Origin of the sequence: Nocardia sp. JCM 34519.1 (assembly GCF_020361265.1) — a bacterium.
GTDB lineage: Bacteria > Actinomycetota > Actinomycetes > Mycobacteriales > Mycobacteriaceae > Nocardia > Nocardia arthritidis_A.
In genome coordinates this window covers 88,408-105,574 of record NZ_JAIRBR010000022.1, presented here as the reverse complement: position 1 = coordinate 105,574, position 17,167 = coordinate 88,408, and the positions used below count along the sequence as shown (strand labels likewise).

The 17,167-nt window shown below is 67.7% G+C and carries 15 protein-coding genes; 11 read left to right on the top strand and 4 right to left on the bottom strand.

The features are described from left to right. Positions 1-2 precede the first annotated feature (2 nt). The 5 genes from LGY53_RS36060 to LGY53_RS36040 all read left to right on the top strand — a co-directional run bounded on the left by LGY53_RS36060 (position 3) and on the right by LGY53_RS36040 (position 7,168). Entirely contained in the window at positions 3-1,220 is a 1,218-nt protein-coding gene (locus tag LGY53_RS36060) for a flavin-dependent oxidoreductase (RefSeq protein WP_225731175.1), read from the top strand. A gap of 69 nt (positions 1,221-1,289) precedes the next feature. Continuing rightward, positions 1,290-2,888, top strand: a complete 1,599-nt coding sequence (locus LGY53_RS36055) for an FMN-binding glutamate synthase family protein (RefSeq protein WP_225731174.1) — start codon at positions 1,290-1,292, stop codon at positions 2,886-2,888. A 212-nt stretch (positions 2,889-3,100) separates the two neighbouring features. Further along, positions 3,101-4,963, top strand: coding sequence for an amino acid transporter (locus LGY53_RS36050; protein WP_225731209.1), 1,863 nt, complete (start codon positions 3,101-3,103; stop codon positions 4,961-4,963). A 114-nt stretch (positions 4,964-5,077) separates the two neighbouring features. Then, positions 5,078-6,346: a sensor domain-containing diguanylate cyclase gene (locus tag LGY53_RS36045; RefSeq protein ID WP_225731173.1), complete on the top strand. Its 1,269-nt coding sequence runs from the start codon at positions 5,078-5,080 to the stop codon at positions 6,344-6,346. A gap of 15 nt (positions 6,347-6,361) precedes the next feature. Then, positions 6,362-7,168, top strand: a complete 807-nt coding sequence (locus LGY53_RS36040) for an SAM-dependent methyltransferase (protein WP_225731172.1) — start codon at positions 6,362-6,364, stop codon at positions 7,166-7,168. 6 nt (positions 7,169-7,174) lie between these two features. Here the strand turns inward: LGY53_RS36040 and LGY53_RS36035 are convergent, their stop codons facing one another. After that, positions 7,175-7,876: a cupin domain-containing protein gene (locus tag LGY53_RS36035; protein WP_225731171.1), complete on the bottom strand. Its 702-nt coding sequence runs from the start codon at positions 7,874-7,876 to the stop codon at positions 7,175-7,177. A 400-nt stretch (positions 7,877-8,276) separates the two neighbouring features. Here LGY53_RS36035 and LGY53_RS36030 point away from each other — a divergent pair, with 400 nt between their 5' ends. Next, positions 8,277-9,305 (top strand): triacylglycerol lipase, encoded by a 1,029-nt coding sequence (locus LGY53_RS36030; protein ID WP_225731170.1) that lies wholly within the window; start codon positions 8,277-8,279, stop codon positions 9,303-9,305. Between the two features lie 181 nt (positions 9,306-9,486). Here the strand turns inward: LGY53_RS36030 and LGY53_RS36025 are convergent, their stop codons facing one another. Next, positions 9,487-9,966: a TetR/AcrR family transcriptional regulator gene (locus LGY53_RS36025; protein WP_225731169.1), complete on the bottom strand. Its 480-nt coding sequence runs from the start codon at positions 9,964-9,966 to the stop codon at positions 9,487-9,489. A 92-nt stretch (positions 9,967-10,058) separates the two neighbouring features. On the opposite strand from LGY53_RS36025, the gene LGY53_RS36020 reads away from it, so the two are divergent. After that, on the top strand, positions 10,059-11,162 hold the full coding sequence (locus LGY53_RS36020; RefSeq protein ID WP_225731168.1) for a Gfo/Idh/MocA family protein: 1,104 nt from the start codon (positions 10,059-10,061) through the stop codon (positions 11,160-11,162). Between the two features lie 206 nt (positions 11,163-11,368). Here LGY53_RS36020 and LGY53_RS36015 read toward each other — a convergent pair whose 3' ends face one another. Next, positions 11,369-11,713: an Lsr2 family protein gene (locus tag LGY53_RS36015; RefSeq protein WP_167473459.1), complete on the bottom strand. Its 345-nt coding sequence runs from the start codon at positions 11,711-11,713 to the stop codon at positions 11,369-11,371. A 170-nt stretch (positions 11,714-11,883) separates the two neighbouring features. Here LGY53_RS36015 and LGY53_RS36010 point away from each other — a divergent pair, with 170 nt between their 5' ends. Continuing rightward, positions 11,884-12,591: a nitroreductase family protein gene (locus LGY53_RS36010; RefSeq protein ID WP_225731167.1), complete on the top strand. Its 708-nt coding sequence runs from the start codon at positions 11,884-11,886 to the stop codon at positions 12,589-12,591. A gap of 2 nt (positions 12,592-12,593) precedes the next feature. Here the strand turns inward: LGY53_RS36010 and LGY53_RS36005 are convergent, their stop codons facing one another. After that, positions 12,594-14,114 carry an AIM24 family protein gene (locus LGY53_RS36005; protein WP_225731166.1) on the bottom strand — a complete coding sequence of 507 codons (1,521 nt, stop codon included), beginning with the start codon at positions 14,112-14,114 and terminating at the stop codon, positions 12,594-12,596. Between the two features lie 305 nt (positions 14,115-14,419). On the opposite strand from LGY53_RS36005, the gene LGY53_RS36000 reads away from it, so the two are divergent. From LGY53_RS36000 to LGY53_RS35990, 3 genes are read left to right on the top strand one after another with little or no spacing between them, the layout of a single operon-like run. After that, positions 14,420-14,743, top strand: coding sequence for a hypothetical protein (locus tag LGY53_RS36000; RefSeq protein ID WP_167473462.1), 324 nt, complete (start codon positions 14,420-14,422; stop codon positions 14,741-14,743). Continuing rightward, positions 14,740-16,107, top strand: coding sequence for a hypothetical protein (locus tag LGY53_RS35995; protein ID WP_225731165.1), 1,368 nt, complete (start codon positions 14,740-14,742; stop codon positions 16,105-16,107). The genes LGY53_RS36000 and LGY53_RS35995 overlap by 4 nt, the downstream gene beginning before the upstream one ends. Then, positions 16,094-17,044 (top strand): hypothetical protein, encoded by a 951-nt coding sequence (locus tag LGY53_RS35990; RefSeq protein ID WP_225731164.1) that lies wholly within the window; start codon positions 16,094-16,096, stop codon positions 17,042-17,044. Before LGY53_RS35995 ends, LGY53_RS35990 begins: the two co-directional genes overlap by 14 nt. The last annotated feature ends 123 nt before the right edge of the window (positions 17,045-17,167 follow it).

Sequence of the window (17,167 nt, the reverse complement as noted above, 5' to 3'; positions counted from 1 at the left end):
CAATGGTTTCCACGGTGATCGCCGGGGCCGGTATCGGCGGGCTCAGCGCCGCGCTGGCGTTGCGCGCGGTCGGCGTCGAGGTCGTGGTCCTCGACGCCGCGACGGAACTGCGGCCGCTCGGCGTCGGCATCAATCTGCTGCCGCCCGCCGTCGGGCGGCTCATCGAATTCGGCCTCGGCGCCGCGCTGGACGAGATCGCCGTCGCCACCGCCGAAATGGCGCATTTCGACCGGCACGGCAATTTCATCTGGTCGCAGCCGCGTGGATTGGTGGCGGGGGCGAGGTGGCCGCAATATTCGGTGCACCGGGGGTTGCTGCAGCAAATGCTCTACCGCGCGGTGCTGGAACGTCTCGGACCCGACGCGGTGCACACCGGCACCGTGGTGCGATCCTTCATCCAGGACCATCGCGGGGTGAAAGTGGTTGTGGCGGTGGACGGTACCGAGCGGTGCATCGAATGCGACGCGTTGATCGGCGCCGACGGTCTGCATTCGGCAGTGCGCGCCCAGCTGTATCCGGATGAGGGCAGGCCGCTGTGGTACGGAATGCGGATGTGGCGCGGCGTCGGCCGGGCCGAACCATTCCGGACCGGGCGCACCGTCGCCATCGCCGGTGACAACAAATCGGTCAAGCTCGTGGTCTATCCGATCGCCGAGGAACTCGACGAGCACGGCATGGCCCGGACCAATTGGGTGTGCGAGGTGGCCGATCCGGCGGCCGAGCCCGGCCGGGCCGACTGGAACCGCACCGGCGCTCTCGCGGATGTCCTTCCGTACTACGCGGATTGGCGTTTCGACTGGCTGGATGTGCCCGCGCTGCTCGCCTCCGCGCCGCGCATCCTGGAATACCCGATGGTCGACCGGCAGCCGCTGCCCGCGTGGACCGAGGGACGGGTGACGCTGCTCGGCGACGCGGCGCACCCGATGTACCCGATCGGCTCGAACGGAGGCACTCAGGCCATTCTCGACGCGGCCGCGCTCGCCGAGGCGTTCGCCGGGGAGCCGACACCGGAGCGGGCCTTGGCCCACTATGACAGCGTGCGCCGCGAACCGGCCAACGCCATCGTGCTGGCCAACCACGACATGCCCGCCGACCGCATCCTGCGCGCCGTCGCCGAGCGCGCGCCAGACGGATTCGAGCGCATCACCGATGTGCTCACACCCGACGAGCTCGCCGAACTCGACCGGGCGTATCGGCAGACCTCGCCGACCGACCGCTGACGAATCCGGCGCCGCGGGCCGCCGAGGGGGTAGTTTCCGACACGGCGGGCGATATCGGAAAGGGCGACAATGCTCCGGTTTTTCATACTCGGATTCCTTGCCACCGCGGTGGTGCTGGTGGGGGTGGCCGCGGCGATCGGGTCGTGGGCGTGGTGGGTGCTCGTCGCGCTGCTCGCGCTGCTGCTCTGCGTAGGCGTCTATGACATGGTGCAGAAGCGGCATTCGATACTGCGCAACTATCCGGTGCTCGGACATATGCGGTTCATGTTGGAGGGCATCCGCCCGGAGATCCAGCAGTATTTCGTGGAACGCAACTTCGACGGCCGCCCCTTCGACCGCGACGTGCGCACCATGATCTACGAGCGGGCCAAGGGAATTCACGGCGAGCTGTCCTTCGGCACCGAACGCGATGTCGAACAGGTCGGCTACGAATATCTGGTGCATTCGACGGCGCCGGTGCCGGAGCCGAAGACGCCGCCGCGGGTGCTGATCGGCGGCCCGGACTGCACCAAGCCGTATTCCATGTCGCTGCTGAATGTTTCGGCGATGAGCTTCGGCGCGCTGTCGGCGAACGCGCTGCGCGCTCTGAACCGGGCGGCCGCCATGGGTGGTTTCGCGCACGACACGGGCGAGGGCGGGCTCACCCCGTACCATCTCGACGGCGGCGGAGATCTGGTGTGGGAGTTGGGTTCCGGCTACTTCGGCACGCGCACCGCCGACGGCGCCTTCGATCCGCACCGATTCACCGAAACCGCGGCGCGCGAACAGGTGAAGGCCATCTCGATAAAGCTCAGCCAGGGTGCGAAACCCGGGCTGGGCGGCGTACTGCCCGCGGCCAAGGTGAGCGCGGAGATCGCGGCCTGTCGCGGTGTTCCCGCGCATACGAAATGCGTCAGCCCGGCGGCACATTCGGCCTTCCACACACCGCGTGAGCTGATCGCGTTCGTCGCGCGGCTGCGCGAATTGTCCGGCGGTAAGCCGGTGGGCTTCAAGCTGTGCGTCGGATCGCGCATCGATGTGCTCGCCATCTGCAAGGCGATCCAAGCCGAGGGCATCGCACCGGATTTCATCGTCGTCGACGGCAAGGAGGGCGGAACCGCGGCTGCCCCACTGGAATACGAGGACAATGTCGGCCTGCCGCTCACCGACGGGCTGATGACGCTGCACAACGCGCTGGTCGGCACCGGCCTGCGGGACCGGATCCGGCTCGGCGCCAGCGGCAAGGTGGCCACCGGAACCGATATCGTCAAGCGGCTTATTCAGGGCGCCGACTACACCAATTCGGCGCGCGCCATGATGATGGCCGTCGGCTGTATCCAGGCCCAGCGCTGTCACACCAACAAATGCCCGGTCGGCGTCGCCACCCAGGATCCGCGGCGGGCGCGCGCGCTGGACGTCGCGGACAAATCGGTGCGCGCCCAGCGCTATCAGGAGGCGACGGTGCAGCAGGCGGTGCAGCTGATGGCCTCGCTCGGCGTGGGTGAGCCCGGCGAGCTGAACCCGCACATGCTGCGCAAGAAGATTTCGCCGACGGTGGTGCAGTCGTATGCGGAGCTGTACGAGTGGCTCGCCCCCGGTGAGCTGCTGAGCGATCCGCCGCGCGGCTGGCGCATGGACTGGGCCGCGGCGGATCCGGATTCGTTCCGGCCGATGCCCGGTAAAGCATAGAAAGGGCGAATCGCCGAGAACGGGGGACACGTCCTATGAATTCCGGCCCGCTAAGGTTCCGTCGACATGCTCGCGCCCGGCCCGGGTCAGCCGGACCGGACAACACCGAGGGGACAACGGTGACAACGACCGCGGACCGGACGGCGACGCCCTTCCGGGATTGGCTGCTGGAAGGCGCCACCGACGAACGCTATTCGCAGCATCCGGGTCCGATGCGCAAACCGGGTGATGCCGAACACGAGCATTCCTGGTGGAAGGTGATGTGCCTGACCGGCGTCGACTACTTCTCGACGCTGGGTTATCAGCCGGGTATCGCGGCGCTGGCCGCCGGCGTGCTCTCGCCGATGGCGACGCTGGTGCTGGTGGCGTTGACGCTGCTCGGCGCGCTGCCGGTATATCGGCGGGTGGCGAAGGAGAGCCCGCACGGCGGCGGTTCGCTGGCCATGTTCAGCCACGTGCTGCCCCGCTGGACCGGCAAGATCTTCATCCTGGTGCTGCTGGGTTTCGCGGCGACCGACTTCGTCATCACGATGACCCTGTCGGCCGCCGACGGCGCGGCGCATATCGTGGAGAACCCGTATGTGCCCAAGGCGTTCGACCATCACAACCTGCTGATCACGCTGGTGCTGCTCGCGCTGCTCGCGGCGATCTTCCTGAAGGGTTTCGCCGAGGCGATCGGTATCGCGGTCGCGCTGGTCGGCACCTATCTGGCGCTGAATCTGGTGGTGGCGGTCGTCGGGCTGTACCAGGTGCTCAGTGCCAGCGGGCTGGTGGTGGATTGGACGCACGCGATGACCGCGCAGCACGGCAATGTGCTGGCCATGGTCGGCGTTTCGCTGCTGGTGTTCCCGAAGCTCGCGCTCGGCCTATCCGGATTCGAAACGGGCGTCGCGGTGATGCCGCAGATCAAGGGCGCGCCCGGTGAGTCCGAGGACAATCCGGTGACCAGGATCGCGGGCGCCCGCAAACTGCTCACCACCGCCGCGCTCATCATGAGCACATTCCTGGTGGTCACCAGCTTCATCACCGCCGTCCTGATTCCGGAGAAGGAGTTCCAGCCGGGCGGTGCGGCGAATGGCCGGGCGCTGGCCTACCTGGCCCATCAGCACCTTGGCGACATGTTCGGCACCGTCTACGATCTGAGCACCATCGCGATCCTGTGGTTCGCGGGTGCGTCGGCCATGGCCGGGCTGCTGAATCTGGTGCCCCGCTACCTACCCCGCTACGGCATGGCGCCGGAGTGGGCGCGCGCGGTGCGGCCGCTCGTGCTGGTGTTCGCGGTCATATCCTTCGGCATCACTTGGTATTTCGACGCCGACGTCGATGCGCAGGGCGGCGCGTACGCCACCGGTGTGCTGGTGCTGATCACCTCCGCCGCCGTCGCCGTGACGATCTCGGCGGTGCGAAAAGGCGAGCACCGCAAGGTGATCGGCTTCGGCGCGGTCTCAGCGGTATTCGTGTACACCACCATCGCGAATATTTTCGAGCGGCCGGAGGGCGTGCAGTTGGCCTCGCTGTTCATCCTCGCGATCATCGTGGTGTCGTTCGTGTCCCGGGCCCGGCGCTCGTTCGAATTGCGGGCGCTGGAGGTGACATTCGACGACGCGGCGGCCGAGATGATCGATGAGGCCGCGGCGCAGGGCATGATCCGGATCGTCACCCACGATGTGGATCAGCGTCAGCCGGAGGAGTATCTGGAGAAGGCGGCCGAGCAGCGGATAGAGAGCCACATCCCCGACGACGCGCCGATCATGTTCCTCGAGGTGATCGTCGGCGACGCATCGGATTTCAGCACCGAGCTGCGGGTCAACGGAATCGAGGTGGGTGGCTACCGCATTCTGAGCGTCGAAGCCACCGCCGTCCCCAATTCGATCGCCGCCATCCTGCTGGCCGTCCGGGATCGCACCGGGCTGGAGCCGCATGTGTATTTCGAATGGACCGAAGGCAATCCGCTGGTGAACCTGCTGAAGTTCATGTTCGTCGGCGAGGGCGAGGTGGCGCCGGTGACCCGGGAGATCATCCGGCGCGCGGTGCCGAATCCGGCCGAACGGCCGCATGTGCACGTCGACAGCTGATCCGAACCGTCGAGTGCCGCAACCATTATCCCGAGCGGTCGGGTTTCGGCATTGCTACCATCGGGGTGCCGCGCGGGATGGGGGTAGCCCGGTGGCGCGATCCGGAGGGGTGCGGTGGACGACGGCGCGCGGGCCAGGCTGGCGCGGGCATGGTGGCAGGAACTGGCCGAGGTGTCCTATCTGCCGATGCCGGCGCGTTCGGCCCGGCGGCTACTCGCCGGGCTGGTAAGCGATTTCGCGGCCGCGCTGGCCGCCGAACCGTTCGACGCCGACGCGGGCGCGCCGATCGGGGCGGCGCTGGTCGAGGCGCAGCTCACCGGCGCGCCGGTGCTCACCACCTCGGCGCGGGTGCTCGCGGAGCTGGCCGGGCCCGATGCCGTCCGATTCGCCGAGCTGCTCGCGGCTTTCGGGCGCGGCTACGGGGAAGCGTTGCAGCAGCGGCGATTTCGGGGCCGCGACGCGGTGGAGCTGGCCATGGACCAGGCGCGCCGCGCGGCCGAGGAGCGGTTCCGGGTGGTGTTCGACAATGCGGCGGTCGCCATCGCGGTGGGCGGCGTCGACGGTACGGTTATCGACGCCAATCGCGGGCTCGCCGATATGGTCGGCGTGCCGGTCGACTGTTTGCGCGGCCGTTCGGTATACGACTTCGCCCATCCCGACGATCGCGACGAGATCCGGAAACTGGTGTACGAGAAGCTGATTCCGGCGGGGGAGGGCACGGTGAACATGGAGCTGCGCACCGTGCGACCGGACGGCGGCCATGGCTGGGTCGCCTTCGCCGTCACATTTGTGCGGGGGATCGGCCGGCATGACGATTACCTGCTCGCGGTCGGCGTCGACAGCACCGAACAGCACCGGATGCAGGACGAACTGCACCGGCAGGCGCGCAACGACCCGCTGACCGGCCTGCCGAACCGGCGTCACCTGTTGGAGCGAATCGAACTGCTGCGCACCGGGAACGGCGCGGAACGGCTCGGCCTGTGCTTCATCGACCTCGACGGGTTCAAGGGCATCAACGACCGCTTCGGGCACGGCGTCGGCGACCGGTTGCTCGCCGCCGTCGCACAGCGGTTGTGCGAAAGTGCCTCACCGCAAGGGGTTCTGGTGGCCCGCATCGGCGGCGACGAATTCGCCGCGCTGATCCCGCCGCCCGCCGACGACGACCGGGTCGCCGGGGTCGCCGAGGCCATGCTCGCCGCGCTGGCCCGGCCCGTTCCGGTCGGCAACAAGTTGCTGCGGGTCACCGCGAGCATCGGCGCGGTCACCGCGAAAGCCGCGGGCACATCGGCGGAATCGCTGTTCGACGCCGCGGATACCGGGCTCTACCGGGCCAAGGCGGACGGTAAGAGCCGCTGGGTGCTGCACCATATGTCGGATATCTGAGATGGGGAATGACGAATGCCGTTGCCGGACTGGGCGCCCGACGATATAGATCCCGAAATACCGAGTAGCGCAAGGGTTTACGACTACATCCTGGGCGGGGTGCACAATCTGGAGAGCGACCGGCGGCTGGCCGCGCAGATCACCGCGCTGGCCCCCGATGTGCCGCGCAGCGGTCGCGCCAACCGGGCCTTCCTGCGCCGTGCGGTGACCTACCTGGTGGCCGAGGCCGGTATCACCCAGTTTCTCGACCTCGGTTCGGGCATTCCGACCGTCGGCAATGTGCACGAGGTGGTGCACGCGCACGATCCGGCGGCCCGCGTCGTGTACGTCGATATCGATCCGGTGGCGGTGGCGATGAGCCGCATGATGCTCGACGGAAATCCGGCCGCCACCGCGATCCGCGGCGATTTCAACGATATCGACGCGGTGCTGCGCCATCCGGAGGTCACCGACATGCTCGACTTCGACCGGCCGGTCGCGGTGCTCGCGGTGGCGCTACTGCATTTCCTGCCCGACGCTGTCCGGCCCATCGAAACCATTGCGCGCCTGCGTAATTCATTGGCATCCGGCAGCTATCTGGCGATCTCGCACGCCGGGAACGAGGGCCCGCCGGACCAGATGGCCGCCGCGCTGGAGCTCTACCGCCGCACGCCGACCCCGATGGTGCTGCGCTCGCGCACCGAAATCGCCGCGTTCCTGGCCGGATTCGAGCTGGTCGAACCAGGGCTGGTGTATCTGTCGCAGTGGCGACCCGATCCGGACGATATCGTCGAGGTACGCGATTTCGACGGCTATGTCGGGATCGGGCGCGTGGCGCGCTGAGTTGCGTTACCGCACTTGACGTTTGGTGATCACCACCGGCTTCGTCTCGGTGGGGATCGCGTCGAATGCCGCCCGGGGGACGCCGAAGGCGGCGGCAAGGACCTCGCGCGGGACCGCGTTGAACGCACCGACGATGCCGATATCGTCGTTCGGTTCCTTTGCGCTGGTGTTGAATACGACCAGCACCTCCAGCGGTGCGGTGGCGTCCGGATTTTCGAAGTAGTGGAAAAAGCCCTGCGGCGCGAAGACCAGATCGCCCTTGCCCGCGTCGAAGACGTCGTTGCGGTAGCCGCCCTCCGGATGGGTGCCGAGGATCGTCCAGCGCGCGGTACCGGAGATCACGAAGTTCAGCTCCCACGCGGTCGGATGCCAGTGCGGTTCGCGCACGCCGCCCGGTTCGAGCCGGACGAAGTACACCGATCCGCTCTGCCCGGCCAGCACCGGGAAATTGTCCTCGTGCGCGCCCTGCAGGGTGCCGCCGTCGAACCGGGCGGGTTCGGCGGCGGTGAGGTGGAACAGGTGGGGTGCGGTGTTGAGGTTGTCGTCCAGCGCGGCGGTGCTGGGGAGTTGATCCGCCGCGGCGGTCGATGCGTCGGCGACCAGTGCCGCGCCCACCGCGGCGCCACCCAGCGCGGCGGCGCCCGCGCCGAGCAGCGCGCGCCTGTTCGGTTGGGCCGCAGTGTTTTCCGGTGTCGAATCGGTGGTCATATGCGGCGTCCTCCATTTTCCGGGTATGCGCGGAGAATCGGGTTCGGGTTATCGGTAGGCTATCGATGTTCGGCCGTTTTACGCACTGCCATTGTCCGCGAGTTTCGGCGGGTATGCGCGATGGCCGTCATCTTTTCAATCGGAAGCGTTCGACAGTGCTGAACACCGGAAACGATGCGTAAACAATGAGTGCGGTTTCGCGTATCGATCCGTACATCGACCGGCCAGAAGATGGGCCGAAGCGGTTCACCTGACCGACCGATGATCATCGTCACGGCTAATTCTTGGCGAAGTGGCTTTACGGTGTACTCCAACTGGACGTATGACCATTACGGTGGCTGCGCCGGTCACTCGAAATCCCTCGGGGGTACACCCGAAAGTTCCAGGAAGAAGCACGTCAATGAAACGCAATTTCCGCACGCCGCGCGCCGTCGCGGCGATCATGGCAGCCGCGATCGTCGGGATCGGATTGAATGCCGCGGTGGCCATGGCGGATCCGGGTAACGGTGTCGGCTCGCACGCCTCGGACACCGTCGGCTACGGCCCGGAACTCACCGACGAGGCGGCCGCCTTCGCCTACGGCCTGGCCAATCCGGATGTCGCCCCGCAGGGCGCGAACAATTGGTCGTGCCGCCCCGACGCAGCCCACCCGCGCCCGGTCGTACTGGTGCACGGCACCTGGGCCAGCGCGTACGGCGCGTACGCGTACATGTCGCCGCGCCTGGCCAAGGCCGGATACTGCGTCTTCACCTTCAACTACGGCCGGGCCGACGCGCCGGGCGCCGGGCTGGTGCAGCCGACCATCGGCGCCACCGGCTACATCGAGGATTCCGCCGCGCAGCTGGCCACCTTCGTCGATCGCGTGCGCGCCGTCACCGGCACCGCGCAGGTCGACGTCATCGGGCATTCGCAGGGCGGGGTGGTGATCCGGCAGTACCTGAAATTCAACGGTGGCGCCGACGCGGGCGATCCGTCGCGGAACAAGGTGCAGAAGGTGATCACCTTCGGCGCGACGAACCACGGCACCACGCTGAGCGGATTGGGCAGCCTGCTGGGCGTTTTCAAGAATGCGGGCCTGGACCTGAGCGCGCCGACCGAAACCCTGATCGGCCACGCGGGCATCCAGCAGCTCATCGGCTCGCCGGTGCTGACCGAGTTGAACGCGGGCGGCGACACCATGCCGGGCGTCGAGTACACCATCGTCGCCGATCGCTACGACGAGGTGTCCAGCCCGTACACCCGCACCTACTTGCAGGCGGGTCCGGGCGCGCAGGTGCATGACGTATTGCTCCAGGACGGTTGCGATCTGGATACCTCCGACCACAACTCGATGATGTTCTCGCCGCGCGCCACCTCCATCGCACTGCAGGCGTTGGATCCGGCGGGTCACCCGAATCTGGTGTGCTCCATCAACCCGTGGCTGCTCTGAGTCGATAGTTCGAATCGCCCGTGCCGGAATATGTTCCGGTGCGGGCGATTTCGGTGGTCTAGCCGGCGGCCAACCCGTCGAGCACGATGCGTAGATTGCGTTGCCACTGGTCGGAATCGGCGGTGAGCCCCAGCGTGTGGTCGCCGCTCGTCACGCCCGCCAGCGCGAAAGCCACGTCCGCCTAGGCGATATCGGCGCGCATGGCGCCGGCCGACTGTGCTCGCTCGACCATGGCGCGCAGTTTGTCGCGTAGGTCGGCGAGGGTGCGCTCCAGGCACGGTTCGGCGCCCAAAGCCGCTGCGACACCACAGCTTTCGGCGCGCAGCCGAGCGTATTTCGCGGCGAATCCGGTGAATCCGCGCCAGGCGTCGGTGTCGGCGAGCCCGTCGTCGGCGGCGGCGAGTATTTCGTCGAGCACCTCCTCCAGTACGGCCCGCAACAGCGCCTCGCGGGAGGAGATCCGGCGGTAGAAGGTGCCTTTGCCGACTCCGGCCCGCCGGGCGATCTCCTGTGCGGTGACCTCGACGCCGATCTCCGCGACGGCCTCGCGCGTCGCGGCGACGAGGCGTTCCAGATTGCGGCGGGCGTCGGCCCGCGGCGGGCCGTCCTGTTCCGCCAGCAGTCGATCGATCGCCGTCGTTCCGGCGTCGCGTGCGCTCATGACCGGCAAGCCTACCAAGTGGACTCTGTGAGTCCGGTTAGCGTAGCGTGTTTAAGCGGACCATGTGAGTCCGCTTATTTCGAGGAGGAGCAATGGCGGATCCGATTCGCGTCGGCATCATCGGGGCCAATCCGGAGCGGGGCTGGGCGGTGCGCGCGCACATTCCGGCGCTACGGGCGCTGCCGGATTACCGGATCACCGCGGTCGGCACCAGCAGGACGGAAAGCGCAAGGGCCGCCGCGGAATTGGTGGGCGGCGCGCACGCGTTCACCGATCCGCGGCAGCTGGCCGAACATCCCGACGTCGATCTGGTCGCGATCACGGTGAAGGTGCCCGCGCACGCGACGCTGATCCGCGCGGCGCTCGCGGCGGGAAAGCACGTTTATTGCGAATGGCCGCTGGCCCTGACCACCGACGAGGCCGTCGAGCTGTCCGGCATGGCCGCGGCCGCGGGCGTTCGGCACGCCGTCGGATTACAGGCCCGCTACGCCCCGGAGATCCGGCGGGCCCGCGATCTCATCGCCGAAGGCTATGTGGGGGAAGTGGTTTCGGTCACCGTCTACTCGCCGCGCGGCAAGGGCGCCGGGACGACGGTACCCGGCTGGGTGGCATACACCCTGGACGAGCGCAACGGCGCGGGCGTGCTGGAGGTGGCGGGCGGGCACACCCTCGACGCCGTGCGGTATCTGGTGGGCGATTTCGCCGAGGTGTCCGCGCAGCTGTCGATTCGGCACCCGCACAACACGATCGCGGAAACCGGCGAGCGGATCGCGGTCACCAGCCCGGATCACGTACTGCTTACCGGCGCGCTCGATGGCGGTGCGGTGATCTCGGCGCATATCCATGACGCGAAGCTGACCGACGATCCGACCCGTGTCGCGATCTCCGGCACGGAGGGCGATCTGGCCATCGTCTCCGATGCGCGCCCGTTGGGCGGCATCCAGATGAGCGAGCTGCGCCTGTTCGGCTCCCGCGGCGTGCACGGAACCTGGCGGGAACTGGGCGAAAGGACCGGTCTCGCAGCGGAACTCGGCACCGAACCACGGAATGTGGCCGGGCTCTACGCGGCGCTGGCCGAGGATATCCGCACCGGCACGCATACGGTGCCCACCTTCGCCGACGGGGTTCGCGTGCATCGGCTGCTGGACGCGATCCGCCGGTCCGCCGAATCCGGTCGTCGCCTGAGCGCCCGCTGAAACCTTGGGCCGCAAGGTATCTCGCTCGATCGCGGCGCGGTGGCAGTGGACCGGGCGGTAGCGGGCGCGAATATGAAAATGGGCGTCGTTTGCTTCGCGAGATCCGTCGAATTTCGCGAACCGGGCGGGCCCGCGCCATTGTGGAAAGACAATAAATCGCGCCCCAGGGGATGGTGGAAACCCTGGGGCGCGACCGGGTGGATTTGCTACTTCTGTGCGTTGTTGTAGGCGGCGACCACATCCGCCGAGATTCGGCCACGGGCCGAAACCTTGTGGCCGTTCTTGCGGGCCCATTCACGGATTGCCAGCGACTGGTCCCGATCGACCGTGGAGCGGAAATCTTTCCCGGCGCCACGGGTCTTCGTCTTGAGACGGCCGGTGCGACGGGCGTTGTCCGCCCACGGCTCCAGAGCGGCGCGCAGCTTGCCCGCGTTCTTGGTCGACAGATCGATCTCGTAGGCCACGCCGTCGATTGAAAAGTGAACGGTCTCGTCCGCCTTCGATGTGCCGTCGAAGTCGTCGACCATCGTGACGGTTACTTTCTTGGCCATGAGGCAGTCCTTAGGGTAGGTGCGGGTATTTCCTTCGAATGCTAATGCGGATACCCAATTATTCCAAATCCCATTCAATCGAGTTTGCTATGGCCGGTTGTGGATTTTGCAATGCGGCGGATTCTTTCGGTTCCGCGGCCCGGTTCGCGCTCCGGCCATACGCTGGCTGCATGGTGAACCAGACCAGTACGCAACCGTCCCGCAGGCACGACCACCCCTTCGTGCCGTACGCACCGCCCCGCCTCGATCAGACCGAGGGTATCCTGCGCGGCGAGACCTTCCACGAATTCCTCGAAACCCGGCGCAGCGTGCGATTCTTCGCCCCGGATCCGGTGCCGCGCAGGATGATAGAACTCGCCGTCGCGGCGGCGAATACCGCACCGTCCGGCGCGCATCACCAGCCGTGGAAGTTCGTCGCCGTCGCCGATCCCGCGGTGAAACACCGGATTCGCGTCGCGGCCGAAGAGGAGGAGCGGATCAACTACGAGGGCGGGCGGTTACCCGACGCCTGGCGTGCGGCATTGGCGCCACTGGAGACCAACTCCGACAAGTCCTATCTGGATGTGGTTCCGTGGATCGTGGCGGTTTTCGCGGAGAAGAGCACCCCGCAACCCGACGGTTCGCTGCGCAAGAACTACTACGTCAACGAGAGCGTCGGCATCGCGTGCGGAATGTTCATCGCCGCGCTGCATTCCATGGGCCTCGCGACGCTCACCCATACCCCCAATCCTATGGGCTTCCTCTCCGAGATTCTGGGGCGTCCGGGTTCCGAACGCCCTTACATCCTCTTCCCGGTGGGCTATCCGGCACCGGATTGCGAGGTACCGGATCTGAGCCGTAAGCCGCTGCGGGCGGCATTGGAGTTCTTCCCGGAATAGCCTCAGCCGAAGAGCCCGCCCAGTATTCCGCTGTTTTCTCCGGCGCGTTCCCCGCCGCCCGCGCCGCCGATGATCCCGCCGGTGGGAACTTCGGACGGTTGCACGATGACGAATCCGTGGCCGGAGAACGACAGCGTGATTCCCTCACCGGTGCTGCGCCCGATGAGCCTGCCCAGCCCGAACGAATCATTGCGTTTGATTCCGGTCTGCAGACTCGACGACCAGGCCACCGCGGCCTGCGGATCGGCATAGGTCGGTTGGTCGACGTTCAACACCACCGGATGACCGTGCGTGGTGATGGCGATGCGGCCGCGTCCGGTGAAAACACAGTTGAAAAGGCCCGCATTACTGGTGAATCCGGCCGCGCCCTGCACCATGCGGATGTTATAGGTGAGCGTCGGGTCGAAGGCGAGCACATTGGCGCCGTTGATGGTGAGTCCGTCGGTGCCGTCCAGATCGATGATGTGCACATCGGTGGCGGCATTGGCGAGGAATAGATCGCCGCGGCCGGACACCTTCATCAGCGGCACGCCCTCACCGGTGAGCCGCTGCTGAATCGCCCGCCCGATACCGCCCGCGCCGAGCGCCTGGAAATGCAGATCGCCCTGGTAGGCGACCATCGAACCGGCGCGGGCCATGACCTCGCCATTGAGTCCGACCCGAATCATCTTGCTGCCCTGCACCTGAATGCCCGCGCCCGCGACCTCGGCGTGCTTCTGGGCGAATAGTTCGCTCTGCATGGGCATGGCTCCTTGCTGGAATGCGGGCTGGGCGGGTGTCGGGTATGGGGGCGGCGCAGCGTATGCGGGTGCCACCGGATTCGGGACCGGAGGGTATTGCCCCGCCGGAGGGTATTGCCCGGGCGGCGGATATGCGGCGCCCGGCGGAATCTGCGCCTGTGGAATCGGCGCTTGCGGAATCGGCGCTTGTGGATTCTGCGCGCCAATGGGATTCGGCGCGCCGGGCGGAACCACTGCCTGCGGATTCGGTGCCGCAACCGGATTCGGCGGCGGCGCGGGTTCCGGCTCGTCGTCGACGTTCACCCCGAATGCGGTGGCGATTCCGGCCAGACCGTTGTCGAAACCCTGGCCGACGGCCCGCACCTTCCACGCACCCGCGCGGCGGTATATCTCGACGCATACCACCGCGGTCTCGGTGGTGAGCCCGGTCATCGGGAAAGCGAGTGCGCCGGAATCGGATTCGATGGTGGCCCGCAGCGTGCCGACGCCCGCGAAGGTCGCGGGACCGCTGCCGTCGAGGCTGGCGGTGATCACCACCTTGTCGATATCGGCGGGCAGGGCGGAGGTTTGTACATCGACGACGTCACCCGCGCCGCGGCCGTGCCGGTAGACGACGCCGGGGCCGACCGGCTGGTTGAAGAAGATGAAATCGCAGTCGGACCGCACCTTTTCGTTCGCGCCGAGCAGCAGCGCCGATACGTCGACACCGGCGGAGCAGGTGACGGTGATCGATAGCCGGTCGGCTGGAGCCGGGCGATTCTCGCCGCGGGCAAGTGTCGTCACGATAGACCGTCCCCCTGCTGGTGGAATTGTCCAATTCTCCAACGGTTCACCGCTCAAGTGTGTCCCGTGTGCGCGCGGCGCGTCCACTTGCCCCCTCGGCGCGCGGTGCAGTCCCCGGTACGAACGGTTCGGTCTGGTCCAGCGTGCCGCGCTGGCTTTACAATTCGCAGGTCGGATGCTTGCGAACTCCGCGGTGCAGCGGATTTCGGCTCCTGGATCGCGAGCGCGCGGGCCCGGCGCGAAGTAGGCTCGGTGTGTCGAATCATGCCGCGACAGCGAAGTATTGGTTTCCGTGAGGGGGAACAGTGGACACGCTGAAGCTCGACCCGGCGGCGATGGCCGCCTACACGAAGATCGCGGAGACGGTTTCGCAGCAGCTGGCATCGGCGGCGCAGGTCGCGGGCGGCGCGGTGAATCCGGAGCGATTGTCGGCCGATCTCGGATTGATCGGCGCCCAGTTCGCCCAGCGGTTCACGGCGGCGGTGACGGAACATCAGCAGGCGCTGTCCACCGCGGGCCGCCTGGTCGCCGCCTATGGTGCGGTGCTGCGCGGATACAGCGCGGATATGCACGCCTCCGATGTGGATACCGCCGCGAAGCTCGACCGGGCGAAAGGGGAACTGGCATGAGGAGATTGGCCACCCTGCGGCGGCGCCCCGCCGCGGTGCCCACCCGGGAACCGGTCCGCCGGACAACTTCCAGCGATCCCGAGGCGGATCCGCCGATCGTCGCCGCGCTCGTGCAGCCGATGCTGCGGCTGCGCGCATCGCTCGGCACCGGCGCGTCCGCACCCGATCCGAGCATCACCCGAGCCCTTTCCGCCGCGTCGGCACAGGCGGCCGACACCGAGGGCCCGCACCGCGACGGTTTGCACGCCCTGGAGTCGACCTGGTCCTCCACCGGCGCCGACGCCGCCGTGCCCGCGCTGCGCACCACTCAAACCCAGATCGGCGACATCTCCGATCGCGGACCGGCCTATCTTTCGGTGCTTTCCGCCGCTCAGTCGACGAGTTCGCGTGCGGCGCAACGGGTCGACCAGATCATCGCCGACTTCCGCAAGGATGCCAAGCAAATTCTGGGCAATGCATCGTCGGCGCCGGAGGCCGATGCCGTGATCGCGCGGGCCACCCAGGCGCTGCGCGATGCCGTCAGTACGGTGCAGGCCGCGCAGACCGAAATGGACACCCACACCCAGACCCTCGACGGTATGGGCCCGCTCACCGTCACCCAACCGGCGGGCATCGGTACGACGCCGTCCACCCAGTACGTACCGGGCACCGGAATCGGCACGGGCGTCGGCACATACGGCACCGGCGTTCCCGGTCAGCAGCTCGATCCGATGCAGGCCGCGCAGTTGCAGGTCCAGCAGCAGCTGATCTCGGCGGGCGTGCAGGTCGGCACCGCGGCCATCGATGCGGGCGTCAACATCGGCACCCACCTGATCGACAAGATCGTCGAAATCGGCACGCACGCCATGGATACCGTCGGCTCGTCGGTGGACAAGGTGATCGATAAGGCGATTCCGGAGCTGATCCATCCCGGTTCCACCCAGCCGCAGGGTACGAACGGCGACAACCCGAGCACCGGCACGCCGGGTACGCCCGGGGTTTTCGACTTCGGCAAGGGCACCGGGACCGGTAACGCCTCCGCGCCCGCGCCGTCGTCACCCCTCATCGCGCCGAACGCGCCGAAACCGGCCCCGAATCCGGCGCCGTCCCAACCGCCCTTCCAGACTCCCGCCGCCGCGGATCAACCACCCGCGCCCGCACCGGCCAAACCAGATCCGGCACCCGCACCCGCGCCCGCGCCCAAACCGTCGGCCGACACCCAGGCCCAACCCGCACCGACCGGCGGCATGGTGGTGCCGGCGGTGCCGGGCGGCGGCGATCAGGAACACAAACCGAAGGACGGTCAGCTCGGGGTGACCGTGCCCGCGGCGCAGGAGACGGTTCCGGTCGCCGTAATCGGCGACTTCGGCGATGACACGCTCTGATTCGAACGAGCCCGGCCAGGAACACAATCCGTTCGACACCGGTCTACCCATGCTGCGGCTGCCCGCCAAGGCGCAGCCGAAGCGCAAGGCGCGCCGCGGTTCCGGTCGGCGCGCGCCGCGACCGGAGCCGAACCAGGGAGCGAGAACGGTGCGCGGCGACGAGGATTGGCAGCGCTGGCTCGATCCGGCGCCGGAAAAGCCGGTGATCCAACCGGAGCCGGAGCCCGGCCGGTACCGACGCGACCCGGCCGACGCCGAACCGTACGAGGAGAACCGCACCGTCGTGCCGTCGATCATCGACCGCACCGGCGGCAATCCGGGACTCGGGCTGCGACGGCCGCGGCGGCGCGACGAACCGGCGAGCAGCGGGAATCGGTTGCTGCCGGTATTGATCGCGCTGGGCGTGACGGTGGCGATCGTCGCGGTGGTGCTGGTGGCGTTCAAGGCGTCCGGCAAGACGAAACATCCGTTGGCGCCGACCACCTCGGTGGCCGCGCAGCCGACGGCGGGTTCGTCGGCCGCCGCGACGAGCGAGCCGGTGTCGGCGGTGGCGACGCCGGGCTGCCCGCAGCAGCGGACACCGGATGTGGTGTCGGGCACCGACCCCGGCGGCACCGGTGACGGACCGTCTGCGATCCTCGCCTTCGAACGCGCCTACTACGTGCAGCGTTCCGGGTACGCGGCGCGCGCCGTCGTCGCCCCCGACGCCACCGTGCCCCCCGCCGAACAGATCCAGCGCGGGATCAATCAGATCGCGGATGGCACCCGCTACTGCGTGCGGATCACCCCGACACCCGGCGGCGACGGTGGACAGATGCGGTGGCAGGTGCAGCTCACCCAACAACAGCCGGGGCAGGACGCGCAGACCTTCACCCAGGTGATCACGACCCGCACCGCCGCGGATCGCACGCTGATCACCGCGATCAGCGCAGGCTGACGCACGGCCCACAGAATTGGTTGTTGCGCAAGCCTTTCCGGCTGATTAATGTCGCGAATGGACGCGCGAAGACACAGTTCGGTATGGGTTAGTCCGAACGGCGCTTGTCGCTCGAGCAGCGCA

Excerpts from the sequence above, each read along its gene's own strand:
- LGY53_RS35990 (WP_225731164.1), top strand. The coding sequence starts at position 16,094 with ATGACACGCTCTGATTCGAACGAGCCCGGCCAGGAACACAATCCGTTC.
- LGY53_RS36050 (WP_225731209.1), top strand. The coding sequence starts at position 3,101 with ATGCGCAAACCGGGTGATGCCGAACACGAGCATTCCTGGTGGAAGGTG.
- LGY53_RS36030 (WP_225731170.1), top strand. The coding sequence starts at position 8,277 with ATGAAACGCAATTTCCGCACGCCGCGCGCCGTCGCGGCGATCATGGCA.
- LGY53_RS36040 (WP_225731172.1), top strand. The coding sequence starts at position 6,362 with ATGCCGTTGCCGGACTGGGCGCCCGACGATATAGATCCCGAAATACCG.
- LGY53_RS36020 (WP_225731168.1), top strand. The coding sequence starts at position 10,059 with ATGGCGGATCCGATTCGCGTCGGCATCATCGGGGCCAATCCGGAGCGG.
- LGY53_RS36015 (WP_167473459.1), bottom strand. The coding sequence starts at position 11,713 with ATGGCCAAGAAAGTAACCGTCACGATGGTCGACGACTTCGACGGCACA.
- LGY53_RS36035 (WP_225731171.1), bottom strand. The coding sequence starts at position 7,876 with ATGACCACCGATTCGACACCGGAAAACACTGCGGCCCAACCGAACAGG.
- LGY53_RS36055 (WP_225731174.1), top strand. The coding sequence starts at position 1,290 with ATGCTCCGGTTTTTCATACTCGGATTCCTTGCCACCGCGGTGGTGCTG.
- LGY53_RS36010 (WP_225731167.1), top strand. The coding sequence starts at position 11,884 with ATGGTGAACCAGACCAGTACGCAACCGTCCCGCAGGCACGACCACCCC.
- LGY53_RS36060 (WP_225731175.1), top strand. The coding sequence starts at position 3 with ATGGTTTCCACGGTGATCGCCGGGGCCGGTATCGGCGGGCTCAGCGCC.
- LGY53_RS35995 (WP_225731165.1), top strand. The coding sequence starts at position 14,740 with ATGAGGAGATTGGCCACCCTGCGGCGGCGCCCCGCCGCGGTGCCCACC.
- LGY53_RS36025 (WP_225731169.1), bottom strand. The coding sequence starts at position 9,966 with ATGAGCGCACGCGACGCCGGAACGACGGCGATCGATCGACTGCTGGCG.